The sequence below is a fragment of the Fructilactobacillus sp. X7R4C1 genome (genome assembly GCF_059901115.1).
Window position 1 is genome coordinate 61,533 of record NZ_JBWXVD010000005.1, and the last position, 18,163, is coordinate 79,695.

17 protein-coding genes are annotated in these 18,163 nt (G+C 43.1%); 4 read left to right on the top strand and 13 right to left on the bottom strand.

Features of this window, described 5'->3' with window-relative positions; genetic code table 11:
* Positions 1-33: 33 nt before the first annotated feature.
* From dnaB to dnaA, 13 genes are all read right to left on the bottom strand, one after another.
* The gene (gene dnaB, locus AC6UC9_RS05915; protein ID WP_500701429.1) at positions 34-1,434 is read right to left on the bottom strand and encodes a replicative DNA helicase; all 1,401 of its coding nucleotides are present in this window, start codon (positions 1,432-1,434) and stop codon (positions 34-36) included.
* Positions 1,435-1,464: 30 nt separating this feature from the next.
* Positions 1,465-1,917: a 50S ribosomal protein L9 gene (rplI, locus tag AC6UC9_RS05920; protein WP_500694197.1), complete on the bottom strand. Its 453-nt coding sequence runs from the start codon at positions 1,915-1,917 to the stop codon at positions 1,465-1,467.
* A gap of 51 nt (positions 1,918-1,968) precedes the next feature.
* Positions 1,969-3,990, bottom strand: coding sequence for a DHH family phosphoesterase (locus AC6UC9_RS05925; RefSeq protein WP_500694198.1), 2,022 nt, complete (start codon positions 3,988-3,990; stop codon positions 1,969-1,971).
* A gap of 111 nt (positions 3,991-4,101) precedes the next feature.
* The gene (gene rpsR, locus AC6UC9_RS05930; protein WP_010022194.1) at positions 4,102-4,338 is read right to left on the bottom strand and encodes a 30S ribosomal protein S18; all 237 of its coding nucleotides are present in this window, start codon (positions 4,336-4,338) and stop codon (positions 4,102-4,104) included.
* Between the two features lie 38 nt (positions 4,339-4,376).
* On the bottom strand, positions 4,377-4,886 hold the full coding sequence (gene ssb, locus AC6UC9_RS05935) for a single-stranded DNA-binding protein (protein ID WP_500694199.1): 510 nt from the start codon (positions 4,884-4,886) through the stop codon (positions 4,377-4,379).
* A 24-nt stretch (positions 4,887-4,910) separates the two neighbouring features.
* The gene (rpsF, locus tag AC6UC9_RS05940) at positions 4,911-5,210 is read right to left on the bottom strand and encodes a 30S ribosomal protein S6 (protein ID WP_500694200.1); all 300 of its coding nucleotides are present in this window, start codon (positions 5,208-5,210) and stop codon (positions 4,911-4,913) included.
* Positions 5,211-5,393: 183 nt separating this feature from the next.
* Complete coding sequence (locus tag AC6UC9_RS05945) at positions 5,394-6,365, bottom strand: GMP reductase (protein WP_500701430.1); 972 nt, start codon at positions 6,363-6,365, stop codon at positions 5,394-5,396.
* Between the two features lie 186 nt (positions 6,366-6,551).
* Positions 6,552-8,993: a DNA gyrase subunit A gene (gene gyrA, locus AC6UC9_RS05950; protein ID WP_500701471.1), complete on the bottom strand. Its 2,442-nt coding sequence runs from the start codon at positions 8,991-8,993 to the stop codon at positions 6,552-6,554.
* Between the two features lie 123 nt (positions 8,994-9,116).
* Positions 9,117-11,066, bottom strand: coding sequence for a DNA topoisomerase (ATP-hydrolyzing) subunit B (gene gyrB, locus AC6UC9_RS05955; RefSeq protein ID WP_500694202.1), 1,950 nt, complete (start codon positions 11,064-11,066; stop codon positions 9,117-9,119).
* 21 nt (positions 11,067-11,087) lie between these two features.
* Positions 11,088-12,203 carry a DNA replication/repair protein RecF gene (gene recF / locus AC6UC9_RS05960; protein ID WP_500699701.1) on the bottom strand — a complete coding sequence of 372 codons (1,116 nt, stop codon included), beginning with the start codon at positions 12,201-12,203 and terminating at the stop codon, positions 11,088-11,090.
* Positions 12,204-12,211: 8 nt separating this feature from the next.
* Positions 12,212-12,430 (bottom strand): S4 domain-containing protein YaaA, encoded by a 219-nt coding sequence (yaaA, locus tag AC6UC9_RS05965; protein ID WP_500694205.1) that lies wholly within the window; start codon positions 12,428-12,430, stop codon positions 12,212-12,214.
* Between the two features lie 263 nt (positions 12,431-12,693).
* Positions 12,694-13,833, bottom strand: coding sequence for a DNA polymerase III subunit beta (dnaN, locus tag AC6UC9_RS05970; protein ID WP_500694206.1), 1,140 nt, complete (start codon positions 13,831-13,833; stop codon positions 12,694-12,696).
* Between the two features lie 216 nt (positions 13,834-14,049).
* Complete coding sequence (gene dnaA, locus AC6UC9_RS05975; RefSeq protein WP_500701431.1) at positions 14,050-15,390, bottom strand: chromosomal replication initiator protein DnaA; 1,341 nt, start codon at positions 15,388-15,390, stop codon at positions 14,050-14,052.
* A 482-nt stretch (positions 15,391-15,872) separates the two neighbouring features.
* On the opposite strand from dnaA, the gene rpmH reads away from it, so the two are divergent.
* The 4 genes from rpmH (at position 15,873) to jag (ending at position 18,127) form a co-directional block, all read left to right on the top strand.
* On the top strand, positions 15,873-16,007 hold the full coding sequence (rpmH, locus tag AC6UC9_RS05980) for a 50S ribosomal protein L34 (protein WP_500694208.1): 135 nt from the start codon (positions 15,873-15,875) through the stop codon (positions 16,005-16,007).
* A 58-nt stretch (positions 16,008-16,065) separates the two neighbouring features.
* The gene (rnpA, locus tag AC6UC9_RS05985) at positions 16,066-16,422 is read left to right on the top strand and encodes a ribonuclease P protein component (RefSeq protein ID WP_500695946.1); all 357 of its coding nucleotides are present in this window, start codon (positions 16,066-16,068) and stop codon (positions 16,420-16,422) included.
* Between the two features lie 2 nt (positions 16,423-16,424).
* On the top strand, positions 16,425-17,261 hold the full coding sequence (locus AC6UC9_RS05990; RefSeq protein WP_500696254.1) for a YidC/Oxa1 family membrane protein insertase: 837 nt from the start codon (positions 16,425-16,427) through the stop codon (positions 17,259-17,261).
* 146 nt (positions 17,262-17,407) lie between these two features.
* Positions 17,408-18,127, top strand: coding sequence for an RNA-binding cell elongation regulator Jag/EloR (gene jag / locus AC6UC9_RS05995; protein WP_500701432.1), 720 nt, complete (start codon positions 17,408-17,410; stop codon positions 18,125-18,127).
* The last annotated feature ends 36 nt before the right edge of the window (positions 18,128-18,163 follow it).

Here is an 18,163-nt window from a genome sequence, read left to right on the forward strand (position 1 = left end):
AATAAAAAGACCACTTACTCTGTAAGTGGCCTTTTACTGTACACCATCGTTTGAAGCGTATGAAATCGATGAAAACTTATTATACGATTTAATAAAGAGCAGTTTAACCGTTCCACGTGGACCCGAACGGTTCTTTTCGATAATAACTTCAACTTCGCCAACGTTATCATCGTCATTTTCAACACCGGAACGTGGATCTTGGTCATCATCGTCTGAATCGTGTTCATAATAATCCTCTCGGTATAAGAATGCAACAATGTCAGCATCCTGTTCGATTGACCCCGATTCACGGATGTCAGACAGCACCGGACGCTTGTCCTGACGCTGTTCCACTCCACGCGAAAGCTGAGATAACGCAATCACTGGCACCTGTAATTCATTGGCCAGTTTTTTAAGTTGTCTGGAAATCTCAGACACTTCCTGTTGCCGGTTTTCTTTATTACCACCCTCAATTAACTGGAGGTAGTCGACCACAATCAGCCCTAAGTTCCCCGTTTGTTTTGCCAAACGACGACAGTTGGCCCGAATTCCAGCCATTTTATTGCCGGGAGTATCATCAATGTAAATGTGGGCCTTAGAAAGACTGCCCATCGCGATGACTAGATTTTGCCACTCCTCTTCGGTCAACTGACCCGTTCTAAGGTGATTGGCATCAATACTACCTTCAGCACACAACATTCGGTTTACTAACGATTCGGCACTCATTTCCAAACTGAAAATGGCCACCGTCTTGTCGGTCTTGGTTCCCACGTTTTGTGCAATGTTTAGCGCAAAAGCGGTTTTACCAACGGCCGGTCTGGCAGCTAGAATCATCAATTCGCCGGGATGAAGTCCGGTCGTCATCTTGTCGAGCTCATGATAACCGGTCGCAAGTCCCGTGATGTCGTCGCCACCATTTTGAGAAAGTTGGTCAATCTTTGTAAATGATTCGTTTAAAACGTCCTTGATGTTCTTAAATCCCGACTGATTACGGTCCTCAGAGACGTTCATAATGTCGCGTTCGGCATTATCTAAGAGGTCTTCGACGTCTTCGGACTGTTCGTATCCCTGAGTGGCAATGTTAGTAGCCGTCTGAATCAAGCGCCTAAGCACGGCCTTATTTCTTACAATTTTAGCGTAGTAGACCAAGTTAGCGGCCGTTGGCACGGCGTTGGTCAGATCAATGATGTAAGGCACACCACCAACGTCTTCCAGCTGGTCACGCTGCTTCAAAAGATCGGTCACGGTCACGGCATCAATGCCCTGATCGTCATCATTTAGATCCAACATCGCCTTAAAAATTAATTGATGCGCCCGCTTATAGAAGTCATCTGGATTCAGATATTCCATCGCGTCAACTAAACCGTCGGTACTCAGAAAAATGGAACCCAAAACGGCCTTTTCGGCCTCAATATTTTGTGGTGGCGTGTGATCATTTAAAGTATCGTTGTTCATTATCGACTCTTTTCTAACTGCAACTTACGACTATTTTTCGCTGACGTGAACCCGAATTTGAGCGGAAACCTGGGGATGAACCTTAACGGGAACATCAGTGTAACCCATGGTCTTGATTGGTTCACTTAATTCAATCTTCCGTTTATCCAGTTTAATGTTGTATTGATCCAAAAGTCCCTGAGCAATCTGTTTACTGGTAATAGAACCGAACAAGCGACCGTCAGACCCAGCCTTGGCTTTCAACTCAACGACGGTTTTGTCATTTTCAAGTTCTTTTTTCAGTTTCTTGGAATCTGCTAGTTCCTCTTGCTCGTGCTCCTGTTCAACGTGTTGTTGAGCCTTTAATTCACTGATAGCCTGCTTGGTAGCTTCTTTAGCCAAGCCCTTCTTAATCAAAAAGTTGTTAGCATACCCAGATGGCATGTCCTTAACATCGCCCCGGTTGCCCTTGCCTTTAACATCGCTTAAAAAGATTACTTTCATTTTAAATCCCTCCTTGTTTACTAATAATTTAACAGATTTAAACTAATTCTGCTATTGGTCGGTTTTATCATCGTTATTAACGATTTTATCAATGGCACCTAGCAGTGTCTTCTTAACCTCTGAAACACTTTCGTCGGGAATTTGCGTAGCTCCCGCTGATAAGTGGCCACCTCCACCAAGTGCTTCCATAATCAACTGAACGTTAATGTTACCATTACTTCGCGCCGAGATTCCAATGTTCCCGTTCGTCCGCTTAAAGACGATAAACGAGGCTTCCACTCCGTCAATCGTCAGTAGCGAATCAACGGCTTGCGCGGCAATGACCGAATCATATTCCTTATCATCTTCAGCGGTAATCAGGGCCATGTTCTCATCAATCTGTTCCATCATGGAAATCAGGTGGTTTCGGGCCATGTAATTATTGATACTTTCCTTCATGAAGTCGGCCATTTCGTCAGCGTTGGCACCGGCTGACCGCAGATAGCTCGCCGCATCAAACGTTCTCGTTCCCGTTCTAATCGTAAAGGATTGGGTGTCAACCACAATCCCACTCAGCATGGCAGTCGCCTCTAACTGGTTGATTGGATCAGCGTCCTGAGACTGATACTCAAACATCTCGGTAATCAGTTCGCAGGCTGAAGAAGCGTAGGGTTCAATGTAAACCAGGATCGGATTCTCGGGAAAGTCTTCCCCACGTCGGTGATGGTCAATGATGACGACGCGGTTCTTTAAGCGTTTGTAAAGGTCCCCAGAAACACCCATGTCAGGTTTGGAATGGTCAACCATAATCAGCAAACTGTTGTCAGTTGCCTTTTTCAACGCCTTATCTGGAGTAATAATTGATTCTTTAATGTCTGGATAATCATCAATCGCGTTTAATAACCGCTTGATGTCTGAGTGCGGTTCTTCGTCATCCATCACAATCCAACACTGCTTCCCGTTCATCTGGGCAATCCGTCTGATTCCCATGGCGGCTCCCATCGCATCCATGTCAGGTTGAGCATGACCCTGAACGAAGATCTGATCCGATTCTTTCATTAACTCTTGTAAAGCGTGGGAAATCATCCGCGCCCGGACCCGAGTTCGTTTCTCCATTGGGTTCGTCTTTCCACCATAGTAGCGGGCCTCTTTATCCTTGGCCTTAACAACCACCTGATCGCCACCACGACCGAGGGCTAAATCAAGGTTACTCTGAGCCTGGTCGGCTAAGTTGTTCAGATTATTATCATCGTATGCAATCCCGATACTAAGGGTCAAAGGAAGGTTCTGTTTCGAGGTATCTTCTCGAATCACGTCTAAAATCTTAAATTTATCCGCCTCAATTTGATTCAACGCGGAAACGTACAACAGGATAAAGTAATGATCCGCATCAATTCGCTTTAGAAAAATCCCGTATTCCTGCGCCCACGAGCTCAGTTCGTTGGTGATGTAGTTTCTAAGGTTCGAGACGTCCTGGTCGCTCATTGACTGCGTAATTTCGTCAAAGTTATCCAGAAAAATCTGGCCGACCGCAATTTTACCGTTTTCGTACTTCTTTTCAATCTCAGCATAGCGGGTAATGTCCATCATGTAGACGGTGTTGTACTCTCTTTGAATCAACATATCGAACATGTGACCGCGCCAGGTGACCTCAATCGGCTTGGTCTGGTCAAGGTTGGCCTGAATGATGTCAAAGAGGTCTGGAGCAGAATGGTCAAGTGGATATCCGACCACCTCCGTACTATCAAAGTATGGCTGTAAATATGGATTAATCCACTCCACCACGTGGTTATCATCAAGGATTAAGATCCCAATCGGCATCTCAAGTAGTGACTCCTGTTGTCCGCGCATGATTTGATAGGACAAATCATTGATGTACTTATCGGATTCTTCACCCACGCGGTTCATCGTGTTAATGGTATAGACGAGTCCCACACAAGCAATCAGTAAAAGAACGATTCCGATAAAGAAGTTGTAGAGAAAGGCAATTACTAGTCCCAAAATCAATGAAATTGCAATAAAAATCGTAATTTTTCTTAATCGTGTATTTTTTAAAAATGGCGGCAACGTCATTTGTGAAAAGAATTTCTTCATAGTAACTCCCATCTTTGCTCCATTATAGCTTCTATTTTATCACATTGAGGCAACCCAATAATCGGATAAAAAAAAAGACCCAACTAAATTAGTTAAGTCTCAAATTCTTAATTAGTCTCCAACTACGAATGGCATTAAGCCCATGATGCGGGCACGCTTGATCGCAATGGTCAACTTACGTTGGTTTTTAGCGCTTGTTCCGGTAACTCGACGAGGTAAAATCTTACCACGTTCTGATACGAAACGTCTTAACAAATCAACGTCTTTGTAATCAATGTATTCAATGTGATTAGCGGCGATAAAGTCAACCTTACGGCGACGATGGCCACCTCTTCTTTGTTGAGCCATGTGTAATTCCCTCCTAAAACATTAATCAAATCGTTCCATTAAAATGGAAGATCGTCATCGGAAATATCAATCTGGTCTCCAGAGTTAGCAAACGGATCCTTCGAATTGTCGTTACCTTTGCTATTGTTAGGAGTGGCCTGACCACTCGTCTTTGGAGTTCCAAATGGATTTTCGCTAGGAGCGTGATTGCCACCGTTGTTAACTTGACCCTGACCATTTCCATTCTGTGAACGTGGTTCAAGGAGAGTGAAGTTCTCAACGACTACTTCGGTAACATAAACCCGTTGACCCTGCTTGTTTTCGTAATTTCGGGTCTGAATTCGACCTTCAATTCCAACCAGGGAACCCTTATGCACAAAGTTGGCAAAGTTTTCAGCTGATTTGCGCCAAATGACACAGTTGACGAAGTCAGCTTCCCGATCACCATTTGAATTAGTGAAACGACGGTCAACAGCTAGCGTAAAAGTACCCACTGCTGCGCCGTTTTGGGTGTATCGCAAATCAACGTCTCGTGTTAAGCGTCCAGTAAGAACTACTGTATTAATCATACTGAAAAACTCCTTTCATTCTAATTATTTGTCGTCTCTTCTTACGATCATATGACGTAAGATGTCTTTGTTAAACTTAGCAAGACGGTCAAACTCGTCTAGACCTTGGTCGTTGTCGCCTTCTTCAACGTTAACAATGTGGTAAGTACCTTCATTGTAACCGCCGATTTCATAAGCAAGACGACGTTTTTGCCAGTCTTTTGAATCGATTACGTTTGCGCCGTTATCAGTCAAGATCTTATCGAAGCGGTTGACCAAGTCAGTCTTGGCAGCATCGTCGATATCTGGTCTGATGATGTAAGTAATTTCGTATTTGTTTTCCATGAATTACACCTCCTTGTGGACTGTCGGCTCTCCAGTGATTTGGAGAGCAAGGGGAGTCAATTAAAATCTAATTAAACTCACAACGATTGATTATATCATTGATTGTTTTTTACTTCAACAGGACATTCGAGACGTTGACTTGCGATACATGATTAAATACGAAGCTTTTTTTAAATCTTTTTTTTAATCACCATTATAAATTGAATTTTTTACGACCACGTAATCAACTTTTCTAATGGCATCGATGTCTTTTCCACCAGCATAAGAAATTGATGACTGCAAATCTTCTTGCATCTCCCGTAAGGTGTCGTAGATGCTGCCCTTAAACGGAACCAGTAATTTCTTTCCTTCAACGTTCTTGTAGGCACCCTTTTGAAATTGCGATGCGGAACCAAAGTACTCTTTGTATTCCTTACCGTCTTTTTCAACGTTTTTACCGGGCGACTCTTTGTGGCCTGCAAACATCGATCCAATCATGCACATTGTAGCACCAAAGCGAATTGATTTGGCGATATCGCCATCGGTCCGAATCCCACCGTCAGCAATGATGGGCTTTCTGGCACCCTTCGCACAGTACCGAATGGCAGCTAACTGCCATCCTCCCGTTCCAAATCCGGTCTTAATCTTGGTAATGCAGGCTTTCCCGGGTCCAATTCCAACCTTGGTAGCGTCCGCTCCGGCATTTTCAAGTGCCCGCACGGCTTCTGGCGTTCCAACGTTTCCAGCAATCAGGAAAGTGTCAGGCATCTGTTCTTTGACAAATTTAATCATATTGATAACCGAGTCCGAGTATCCGTGAGCAATGTCAATCGTAACGTATTCAGGAAGCTGGTTGGCTCTGACCAACTCTTTAATGAAGTCATACTCGCCAGGCTTGACTCCAATGCTGATAGAGGCAAAGACCCCGTCAGCGTGCATCTTTTTAACAAAATCAAGTCGTTTCTCAGGTTGAAAACGGTGCATGACGTAAAAATAACCGTTTTTTGCGAGGCTTTCGGCTAAGTCAGCATTAATGACCGTCTGCATGTTGGCGGGTACGACCGGAATCTTGAACTTACGGCCACCAAATTCCACGGAAGTATCACACTCACTTCTAGAATTGACCACACACTTATTCGGAATCAGTTGAATATCTTCGTAATCAAACACGTCCATCTTCATAACTCTCCTTGATTATTTTACGAACTATTTTGTCAAATTTAGTTTAAATGTTTCAAACACAACCAATATCATAATCGAATTGCACCATTTAATCAATATGAAAGTGCCAATTTACGAATGTTAACCATAAATTTAGGCAAAAAAATAGCACTACCGTTAACGTAGTGTTATTTTTAACCATTATTCTTCGGATTGATCAGTAGATGAAGCTGGTTCATTGACCTTTGATTCGTTTTCTTCATCCTTAGCAACGACAGCCATCGTCGCAACCTTAGCATTATCGTCAACTCGGATTAAATGAACTCCAAGGGTGGCACGGCCGGTTTCAGAAACGTTATTAACCGCAAACCGAATCATAACACCCATGTTAGTGATTAGCATGATGTCTTCATCACCAGTCACGGTACTTAATCCCACTAGGGGACCATTCTTCTTGGTAACGTTTGACGTCTTGATTCCCTTACCTCCACGACCCTTGATCGGGTAGTCAGAAGCTTTCGTGCGTTTCCCGTATCCATTTTCAGAAATGACAAACACGTCACTGTCAGGTGTCAAGATGGCCGCTCCAACCACATAGTCGTTTGGTCTAAGGCGAACTCCTCTAACTCCTGAAGCCGAACGTCCCATGGACCGAACGTCATCAGCTCTAAAGCTAACGGCGTATCCCAAATGAGTTCCAATGATCATGTTATCGCCGTTATCCACGATGGATACGCCAATCACTTCATCATTATCGTGTAAGTGAATGGCCTTTAAACCATTCTTTCGAATGTTCAAGAAGTCAGAGACTGGGGTTCGTTTAACCGTTCCCAGTTTCGTTGTAAAGAACAGGTACTTGTCCTCGTCATTATGCTGGGACGAAATACTGATAACCGTTTGAATCTTCTCATTTTGACCGAGATTTAAGAGGTTAACAATTGGAATTCCCTTCGCAGATCGTCCGTACTCTGGGACTTCATAGGCTTTCATACTATAAACTTTGCCAGCATTCGTGAAGAACAAGAGTCGATCATGGGTTGCCGTTGACAGGAGATGTTCAATGAAATCGTCCTTATTGACACCCATTCCTTGAATTCCACGACCTCCACGGTTCTGGGCCTTGAACTCATCGGTTGGTAATCGTTTAATGTAACCGTTGTGGGTCAATGTAATTACGATGTTTTCCTCTTCAATTAAATCTTCGTCTTCAATACTGGTGATTTCGCCAACCAGTAATTCGGTCCGCCGTTTGTCACCAAACTTCTTCTGAATCTCAAGGAGTTCATCGTAAATGATGCCGTTGATCCGATCTCGACTGTTTAAAATGTCTTTGTAATCTTTAATGTTAGCCAGTAATTTGTTGTGCTCGTCGGTAATCTTGCCACGTTCCAGTCCAGTTAATCGAACCAGGCGCATGTCTAAGATCGCTTGGGCTTGCTTGTCGTCTAAATCAAAATTACTAATCAGTTCGTTTTTGGCGATATCGCCAGTCGCGGAATTACGAATAATCTTGATGACGGCGTCAATGTTGTCAAGAGCAACCAGTAACCCTTCCAGAATGTGAGCTCGGGCTTGAGCCTTACGTAAGTCAAACTTTGTTCTTCTAGTAATAACTTCCACCTGGTACTCCAGGTAGTACTGCAAAATTTGTTTCAGACTCAAGACTTTCGGCGCACCATCAACGATGGCTAGCATGTTGAAACTAAAGGAGGTTTGCATCAGGGTTAACTTGTACAGATTGTTCAAGATAACTTCGGCTGAAGCATCCCGTTTAACATCAATCACAACCCGCATTCCATCCTTATCGGACTCATCGTTAATGGCGGTAATGCCCTCAATTCGTTTGTCCCTTACTAGTTCAGCAATCCGTTCGATTAACTTGGCCTTATTGACCATGTACGGTAATTCAGTCGCAATAATGCGCTGCTTGCCGTTTTTTTGTTCCTCAATGTCAACCTTAGCCCGAACGATGATACTACCACGGCCCGTTTCGTAGGCCTTTCTGATTCCAGATTTGCCCATGACCACTCCCCCAGTTGGGAAGTCAGGTCCAGGAAGAGCTTCCATCAGATCATTGGTGGTGGCGTCCGGATTTCTCATCAAAATGTGAATTGCACTAATTACTTCGCTTAAATTGTGAGGTGGAATGTTAGTGGCCATTCCAACCGCAATCCCAGAAGCTCCGTTTAAAAGGAGGTTCGGAATTCTGGCCGGTAAGACCACCGGTTCACGTTCGGTGCCATCGTAGTTGGGCTGAAAATCAACGGTGTCCTTGTTGATGTCTCGCAACATTTCCATCGCAATCTTAGAGAGTCGTACCTCGGTGTAACGCATGGCAGCGGCACCATCACCGTCGACGGAACCAAAGTTTCCGTGTCCGTCAACTAACATGTAACGATAACTAAATTCCTGCGCCATTCGAACCATGGCCTCATACACGGAACTGTCACCGTGAGGATGGAATTTTCCTAGAACATCCCCAACAATTCGCGCGGATTTCTTGTAAGGCTTATCCGGTGTAACTCCTAGTTCGTGCATATCGTACAGAATTCGACGATGAACCGGTTTCAAACCGTCACGAACGTCAGGAAGAGCACGGGACACAATCACACTCATTGCATAATCCAAGAATGATGATCTCATCTTCTTCGATAATTCAATGTTTTGAACTCGACTTGGTTTATTATTTTCTTCATTTGCCAAGAGATTTTGCCTCCATTCCTTGTTAAATCAGTCAATTAACCTAATTGTTTCACGTGAAACAATTTATACATCCAGGTTTTCAACAAAGGTTGCGTTGTCTTCAATAAACTTCCGTCTTGGAGCCACCTTTTCACCCATTAACATGGTGAAGGCTTCTTGAGCAGCCGAAGCATCATCCGAAGTAACCCTTAGAAGCCGACGATGATCTGGATTCATGGTGGTGTCCCACAACTGCGAGGCATCCATTTCGCCTAAACCTTTGTATCGTTGAATTTGTGGTTTTGGTGAAGCCGGAAGTTGAGCTAACAACTCCTGAAGTTCCTCATCAGAATCAACGTATCGTTGGAATTTGTTTCCCTGACGAACTCGGTACAACGGTGGCTGGGCAATGTAGACGTATCCAGCATCAATCATTGGACGCATGTAGTTATAAATTAAGGTTAGAAGCAAAATCTGAATGTGGGCTCCATCAACATCGGCATCGGTCATGATGATTAACTTGTGGTAGTTAACCTTACTAATGTCAAAGTCACTACCAAAGCCAGTCCCCATCGCGGTAAACAAAGAACGAATTTCTTCGTTAGCCAGAATTTTTTCCATCGTGGCCTTTTCAACGTTTAAAATCTTGCCACGAATTGGCAGGATGGCCTGCGTCAGTCTAGAACGACCCTGTTTAGCAGAACCACCAGCCGAATCACCTTCGACGATAAACAATTCGGAGACTTTCGGGTCCTTACTGGTGTTGTTAGCCAACTTCCCGGGTAAACTGTTGATTTCAAGTCCGCTTCGTTTTCTGGTTACTTCTCGAGCTCTTTTAGCGGCGGCTCGCGCTTTAGAAGCTACGGAACCCTTTTCAACAATCTGTTCGGCAATTTGGGGATGTTCCATCATGAACTTGGAAAATTCCTGACCGAAAATGTGGTTCGTAGCGGTTCTCGCATCAGAGTTACCAAGTTTGGTCTTGGTCTGACCCTCAAATTGAGGATCGGGATGCTTAACCGAAACGACCGCGGTCATTCCTTCTCGAACATCGTCACCAGAAAGGTTTGGCTCGCTATCCTTAATTAAATTGTTGTTTCTCCCGTAGTTATTGATAATTCGGGTTAAAGCCTGCTTAAACCCTTCTTCGTGGGTTCCACCCTCATAGGTATTGATGTTATTAGTAAACGTCAAAAGGGTGCTGTGATAATCATTAGTGTACTGAATTGAAACTTCGACCGTGATGCCATTTTCCTGACCCTCAATGTAGATGGGATCCTTGAAGATTGGAGTGCGACCCCGATCGAGGAATTCAACGTAATGCCGAATTCCACCTTCGTAGAAGAAATCGTGTTCCACGGGCTTTTCGGGGCGATCGTCTCTAATTGTGATTCTTAACCCCTTGTTTAAAAAGGCCAGTTCTCTGACACGCGTGGTCAAAGTCTTCATGTTAAAGGTCGTGGTCTCGGTAAAGATGTCTGGATCGGGAACAAAGTGAACCTTAGTTCCGTGAGCATCCCTGGGTGCGTCCCCAATGACTTTCATTGGCGTCTTGACGTGACCCCTTTCAAAGTCCATGTAGTACCGCTTGCCACCCTTAGTAACAACAACGTCTAGTTCCTTTGACAAGGCGTTTACCACTGAGGCTCCGACTCCGTGAAGTCCACCGGACACTTTGTATCCGCCACCGCCGAATTTACCACCAGCGTGGAGGATAGTGAAGACGGTCTCTAGTGCCGACTTACCGGTATCTTTTTGGGTATCCACGGGAATCCCCCGACCGTTATCAACGACCGTAATACTGTTATCTTTTTCCACGGTAACGTTGATTTCGTCAGCAAAACCCGCCAACGCTTCGTCAATTCCGTTATCGATAATTTCCCAAACTAAGTGATGGAGTCCCTGTTCGTTAGTGGCTCCAATGTACATTCCGGGACGCTTTCTGACCGCTTCTAGTCCCTTTAGGACTTGGATTTGACTAGCGTCGTACTCCCCGGCCCGTTCTCTTTTTGCTTCTTTTTCTTGATCAGTCACTACAATTCCTCCTCAACTACGTTACTCGGATACAATGACTCCCTTTTCAATGTGAAAAGTCTTGGGATTGTTGATTAAATCAGATGCGACCCCACTCATACTTGTGGTGGTTAGAAAGGTTTGAACCCGATCCTGAATGGCAGTCAACAAGTGGGTCTGTCGACTTTCATCAAGTTCAGACAAAACATCATCAAGTAGTAAAACCGGGTATTCACCGGTTTCTTCTTTCATTAAATCGATCTCGGCCAACTTCGTGGATAATGCCGCCGTCCGCTGTTGACCCTGCGAGCCAAAAGTGGAGACATCCTTGCCGTTAACCATGAAGTGTAAATCGTCACGATGCGGCCCAAAGATCGTCGTTCCTTGCCTCACTTCTTTATCTCGATTGGCCTTAAATTTAGCCAGCAGACTCTGATAGATTCGTTCCACTGACGTTAAATCGGCCTTTTTTAGCGCGGTGACGTACTTAAATCGCAACGTTTCCTTTTGTTGTGAAATTTCGTAATGGATGGCCGAAGACCATTTCTGTAATTTGGCAATCAGTTGGATGCGTTGAAAAATAATCTCGGCCGCATACGCTGAAAGCTGGTCTGACAATACATCCAGGTAGACCAGATCACTCTGTTTGTGAAGTAATAGTTCACGTAAATAAGCGTTTCGTTGTTTCAAAATTCGACGGTACTGGGTCATGTTGTATAAATAGCGATTACTCATCTGGCCAAACTCCATGTCCATAAAGTGCCTTCTAATCTGAGGCGAACCCTTTACAATCGACAAATCTTCGGGAGCAAACAAAATCACGTTCAGCTGCCCGACGTAAGACGATAGCTTGGGCTGCTCAATGTGATTGACCTTAGCTCGCTTGCCATTTTTACCAAAATCAAGCTCTAGTTCAGTGGTGGTATGGTTCTTTTTAACTCGACCCCACAATTGCGCATGGTGTTCTTCCCAATTAATCAAATCACGATTGGTAGTGGTCCGATGACTTTTGGTAAGTGCGAGAGCGTAAATTGCTTCAAGTAGATTGGTTTTGCCCTGGGCGTTTTGTCCAAGTAACACGTTCACTCCATCTGAGAAATGAACGTCAGCATCTTTATAATTACGAAAATTGCGTAATTTCAATTCTTCTAGCTGCATGCTTAACCCTACTTTGTCTTAATAAAAAACATCCCTACGTCTGGAATTGAGACCGTATCACCCTGGTAGAGTTTCTTGCCACGTCGATTCTCAGGCTCATCGTTTAGATACACCATATTTTCCTTTAGGTACCACTTCGCTTTGCCACCTGATTCAACAATGTTCTCTTCTTTTAAGAGTTGCCCTAAAGTTATGTACGGAGTCGTTATGAAAATGTCTTTTTTCATGAATTCACCCACTTTCAATCTATTTCTATTATACGCTAAAATTTGGTAAAAGTACATAAATCGGGCGATTTTATGCGTTTTATGCGCGTGTACGCATTTCTAGACAAAAATGCCTCAAATGATCTAAAAAGCTCATATTCGTAAATAAATGGAAATATGAGCTTTTTTAATATTTTGAGGTCTTTGGTAAATATAATTTGGTTTCATTTTAAAGACATAAAAAAAACGACCTCAAAATGAAGGTCGTTAATAATCATTCTTAATTAAAAGGTTCGAACTGGGGTAATCAATTGGATGAAATCTTCTTTATTTTCGGTTGGAACCAGCGTGAACGGACGAAGAGCTGAAGTAAACGCAATCTCAATGTCAGTTTGCCCAAAAACTCTGAGAGCTTCCTTCATGTAATCGGGGTTAAACGAAATTTCAAGGTCATCGCCCTCTGAAGTCTTTGGCTTTAAATCCTCTTCAACGGTTCCAACGTCAGGAGAATTCCCCGAAATGGTAACAACTTGGTCGGTTGGTTTAATCGTCAACTTAATGACGTTATTTCGTGATTCATGTGACAACAGCGAAGCCCGCTCGATTGCGGCGAGCAAGTCACCGGCCGCAAACTCCATCTTGGTACTTGAGGTCTTTGGAATCAGACGCGAAGTATCCGGATAATTGCCCTCAAGTAAACGTGAGTAGAACCGGGTGTCGCCGAGGGTAAAGAGGACCTGATTCTCTGACAGGTTCATCTGGATGTTTTGATCGATTCCGTCAAGCATGTGTGAGAGTTCTTTTAAACTGTCACCTGGGATGACCACGTCAAACTTACCGTCGTCATCAGCTGGAAGACTAACTCTTCGTTGGCTTAAACGGTGACTGTCGGTTGCAACCGCAAGCAACTTATTGTTAGCAAGCGTGAAGTGCACCCCAGTCAAGATTGGCCGACTTTCCTGTTTTGAAACCGCAATGACCGTCTGTCCGATAACCTGTCTGAAAATATCAGCCGCTAAATCAACCGTATTCTCGGAATCAATTTCAGGTAGATGTGGGTAACCGTTCGCATCAAGACCGTTGATCGTAAATTCTGAGTTGCCTGACTTAATCGTGGTCTGAAAATTGTCACCAACTTCTAATGACATGGTTTTGTCGGGTAACTTTTTAACGATCTCACTAAAAAAACGAGCTGGTAAGACAATGCTACCAGTTGAGTTAATCGTGAGTTCATTATCTGGATTAGAAGCTTGAATGCTAGTTTGAATTGAAACGTCAGCGTTACTACCAGTTAGTAGAATGTCACTTTCTGATACGTCTAATTTTAAACCCGTCAAAATTGGAATGGTCGTTTTTGATGAGATTGCTCTTGATACGGTATTTAGTGCTTTGATGAAAGCATTACGGTTAATTACGAATTTCATTGCCAAATTTCCCCCTCAAAATGTGGTGCATGTTTATTTACTTAATTAAAAAGATAAAAAACAGTAGAAGCAGTAGGCACTGTTAATACTGTGGATAACTCAATGATTAGTTACGGAATAAAAGTTATCAACTGTGGATAACTTTGTGGGTAAATCAACGGTTAAATTCCCGTTTATCCACACCCGTTATTATAACATTTTTAAACCGAGCAACGCTTAGTGCTGGAGTTCCGTCTTGATGTCTGAGATTTGCTTACTCAGATCAGAATCGTTTGCGGCCATTTTACTAATCTTGTCGTAGGCGTGAATGACGGTAGTGTGATCCTTACCACCGAATTCGTCGCCAATTTTTGGAAGCGAATTGTCGGTCATTTCACGTGACAGGTACATGGCAACCTGTCTAGGAACCACGATGGCCTTGACCCGTTTGGTGCCCTTAATTTCCTTTACACTAATGTGATAGTAAGAGGCGACTTTCGAGATAATGTCTGACACGGTCAGAGCCGAGCGCGCCTTGGCCAACTTCAGCGGCCTTAGGGCGTTTGCCACTAGTTCAGTATCAATGGGGGCGTTATTGAGTTTGGAAAAAGCCTGAACCCTTGATAACGCCCCCTCCAGTTCTCTAACGTTAGACTCAATTTGACTCGCAATGTAGCCTAATGCGTCCGCTGGAATGTTCATGTTGTCAGCTTTGGCCTTGGCCCTAAGGATAGCGGTTCGTGTCTCTAAATCGGGAGCAGTAATGTCAACGGATAGTCCCCACGCAAACCGGGAGACCAACCGGTCTTTTAGTTTTGGCACTTCGTTTGGCAAACGGTCAGACGTTAGCACAATCTGCTTGTGATTGGAATATAACGCTTGAAAGGTGTTAAAAAACTCATCCTGAGTTCCTTCTTTATTACCAAAAAACTGGATGTCATCAACTAAGAGGACGTCGACGTTTCGGTAAACGTTTCTGAAATCATCCATCTTATTGTTTTGGATGGCACCGATAAAGTCGTTGGCGAATTTCTCACTTGTAACGTACATCACCCGCTGACTCGGGTCGTGTTTGATAATGTTGTTGCCAATCGCGTGCATCAAGTGGGTCTTACCTAGACCAACTCCACCATATAAGAAGAGTGGATTGTACAATTTTCCGGGTGACTCACTGACCGCTAACGCTGCGGCCTGAGCCATCTTGTTACCCTGTCCAATCACGAAGGTTTCAAAGGTGTAATTGGGCTCCAAGTGCGTGTCGGTGTAACTATATGATTTTTCGTTCTCATCTTCCGGTGTAGGAGCTGGGGTTTGCTTCTTTTTTAATTCTTCTTCTAGAACAAATTTTGGTGAAATGTTCTTGTAAGTAATGGCATAAGCGTACTCAACCAGCTGACTTTTAAGCATTTTCTCCCAGTAGTCACGGTGAAGCGAGGATGGTAATTCGAGTGTTAGGGTATCGCCATCATATGAGATTGGGTTCACGGTGGCGATCCATGTATCATATGTCGTTCCCTCAAATTTCGGATCCGCTTTAAATTTACTTTTAATTTTGTTCCATAATTCGTTTTGATCCATTGAGAGTGACTCCTTGTGTTTAAATTATGAATGTATAATATCATTTTTAAAAAAAGTTTTCCACAGAAAAAACATGGTGTGGACAAATGTTTCACACCCTGTTTACTGTTTATCCACAGTACTGTTAATAAATATCAAAATCACGCGAATATTTTAGTTAATTAACACGAAAATGTGGACAACTAATTATTAATGTGACGGGGATGTCAGCGTGATTATTGATTTTATCCACAGATTGTGGTTAACGTTGTTAACATGCTGTGTTTTTGTTTAAAAACGTGTTGAATTCGTGTTAATTACGGGATGAGTTATCCACAATAATCCACAAGTAAATTTTATGAAACTTTTTTGAATCGAACGGAGTGTTACCTATGAATTTAAAATCTCTATTTGAAGATTGGTCGATTTGTGATACTATAAGTTAGAAAAGCTATTGAATAAACAATTTAATATAGGCGATTAATTAGTAAGGAGGGTTAGTAATGAAAAGAACTTACCAACCAAAGAAACGTCGTAGAAACCGCGTTCACGGATTTAGAAAACGTATGAGCACTGGCAAAGGTCGCAAAGTGTTAGCACATCGACGTCAAAAAGGTAGAAAAGTATTATCGGCATAGGCCACTGACCATTCAGTGGTCTTTTTCATTATTTTTTGAAAATACTTGGAGATTATTCATGAGAAAATCGTACCGTGTCAAAAAAGAAGCTGACTTTCAAAAGGTTTTCGAAAAACATGATTCAGTTGCTAATCGACAATTTGTCGTGTATCAACTGGAAAAGCCGGGACAAAAACATTTCCGCATCGGGATTTCCGTTGGAAAGAAGATTGGAAATGCCGTGCATCGCAACTGGGTTAAACGTAGAATTCGCCAGTCGATCACCGAATTAAAGCCAGACCTAAAAACGGACGTTGATTTTTTAATCATTGCGAGACCGAGAGCGGATGCGATGTCACAAAAAGACGTTAAGGCAAGTCTAATTCATGTTTTAAAGTTAGCTCATTTACTAGATTCTGATTATAGCGAGGAATAAAATTGAAAAAACTTAAACGAATCGCTACTACACTTGCAATTGCCAGTATTGGTCTGGTGCTTACGGCATGTAGTAACGCCCCAATTACTAGTCATAGTAAAGGAATTTGGGATGGCTTAGTTGTCTTGAATTTCTCAAGAGTGATTATTTGGTTATCAAAGTTCTTTGGCGATAACTATGGAATTGGAATTATCCTCTTCACCATTCTGGTTAGAATTATTCTTCTTCCGTTAATGATGTATCAGACCAAGAGTATGAAGAAGACTCAGGAAATTCAGCCCCAATTGAAGGCCCTGCAAAAGAAGTACTCCAGTAAAGATTCAGAGACCATGGAAAAACTGCAGACCGAGCAGCAAAAGCTCTATAAGGAAGCAGGAATTAATCCATGGGCCGGCTGTTTGCCAATGGTAGTCCAGTTGCCAGTGATCTTCGCCTTGTATCAAGCCATCTGGCGAACTCACATTCTTCGAACTGGTCACTTCTTGTGGTTACAGCTGGGAACTCCAGATCCGTACTACATTCTGCCAGTTTTGGCCGCCGTGTTCACGTTCCTTAGTTCGTGGTTGTCAATGAAGGGTCAACCCGAATCAAACGGAATGACCACGATGATGACGATTGGGATGCCAATCATTATCTTCTTCACCGCGTTAAACGTGCCATCAGCTTTGTCACTATACTGGGTGGTAACCAACGCGTTCCAAGTAGTTCAAACGTTATTGATTCAGAACCCTTGGAAGATTAATCGTGAACGTGAAGAAAAAGAACGTGAAAAGCGTCAACACGATCGCGCCGTTAAAAAGGCCATTCGAAAGGCCAAGCAGAGTAAACATCACAAATAGATTACTAAACAAAAAGCAGACGTTGGTCTGCTTTTTTTATTTTTGTGACAAATGTAATATTACATCTCTAAAATCCTATTCCAACAGCTATTTAATTTGTGCTAAGATTAATAGCGTTAGACGTTTACAAAAATAGGAGAACAATAATGACGAAATACACCGGAGCCACCATCGAAGAAGCCGTTAAAAATGGCTTAAAATCACTTGATACTAATCGAAATAATGTTGAAATTAAAGTTATTAAAACCGCAAGTAAGGGATTTTTCGGACTTTTTAAACATCCCGCAGAAGTTGAAATGGAATTGAAATCATCTGCTCCAGACCCAAAACCAGCAGGTGGCAAGTTAAAAATTAAAAGAGAAGCGAGCACGGCGGTTGCTAATCCGGTTCAAACTGAGGATCGTCACGCTAGAAACGTTGAAGCTATTAGTGGACTAATTAAATATTTACAAGCAATTACTGATCAGATGGGGATTGAGGCCGAACTAAGTTATGAGATGCCCAACAATCGGCACGTGATCATTAACTTTGATACGCCCAAAGAGGGGCTTTTGATTGGCAAACACGGTCGGACCATCAATGCCTTACAGGAGTTAAGTGGGATTTATCTAAATAACATGGGGATTAGCTACCTTGAAGTCGAACTGGATACGGCTAATTATCGTAGTCGTCGCCTTCAGATCCTTACTAGTCTAGCTGAGCGAACCGCCAGAGAGGTTTCCGTCACTGGCAAGCCGGTCTATTTGGACCCGATGCCATCTTTTGAGCGCAAACAGATTCACGTGACGCTGGAAGATAACCCCTACGTGATGACATATTCGGCAGGACGGGAACCCCATCGTTCAATCGTGGTAGCTCCACGGTAAAATGATTGACAAAATAAAACTTTCGTCCTATTATGT

Coding starts and splice junctions, on each gene's coding strand:
- AC6UC9_RS05925 (WP_500694198.1), bottom strand. CDS start 3,990: ATGAAGAAATTCTTTTCACAAATGACGTTGCCGCCATTTTTAAAAAAT.
- rpsF (WP_500694200.1), bottom strand. CDS start 5,210: ATGGAAAACAAATACGAAATTACTTACATCATCAGACCAGATATCGAC.
- dnaN (WP_500694206.1), bottom strand. CDS start 13,833: ATGAAATTCGTAATTAACCGTAATGCTTTCATCAAAGCACTAAATACC.
- rpsR (WP_010022194.1), bottom strand. CDS start 4,338: ATGGCTCAACAAAGAAGAGGTGGCCATCGTCGCCGTAAGGTTGACTTT.
- AC6UC9_RS05945 (WP_500701430.1), bottom strand. CDS start 6,365: ATGGACGTGTTTGATTACGAAGATATTCAACTGATTCCGAATAAGTGT.
- rplI (WP_500694197.1), bottom strand. CDS start 1,917: ATGAAAGTAATCTTTTTAAGCGATGTTAAAGGCAAGGGCAACCGGGGC.
- rpmH (WP_500694208.1), top strand. CDS start 15,873: ATGAAAAGAACTTACCAACCAAAGAAACGTCGTAGAAACCGCGTTCAC.
- ssb (WP_500694199.1), bottom strand. CDS start 4,886: ATGATTAATACAGTAGTTCTTACTGGACGCTTAACACGAGACGTTGAT.
- dnaA (WP_500701431.1), bottom strand. CDS start 15,390: ATGGATCAAAACGAATTATGGAACAAAATTAAAAGTAAATTTAAAGCG.
- gyrA (WP_500701471.1), bottom strand. CDS start 8,993: ATGAGATCATCATTCTTGGATTATGCAATGAGTGTGATTGTGTCCCGT.
- recF (WP_500699701.1), bottom strand. CDS start 12,203: ATGCAGCTAGAAGAATTGAAATTACGCAATTTTCGTAATTATAAAGAT.
- dnaB (WP_500701429.1), bottom strand. CDS start 1,434: ATGAACAACGATACTTTAAATGATCACACGCCACCACAAAATATTGAG.
- jag (WP_500701432.1), top strand. CDS start 17,408: ATGACGAAATACACCGGAGCCACCATCGAAGAAGCCGTTAAAAATGGC.
- yaaA (WP_500694205.1), bottom strand. CDS start 12,430: ATGAAAAAAGACATTTTCATAACGACTCCGTACATAACTTTAGGGCAA.
- rnpA (WP_500695946.1), top strand. CDS start 16,066: ATGAGAAAATCGTACCGTGTCAAAAAAGAAGCTGACTTTCAAAAGGTT.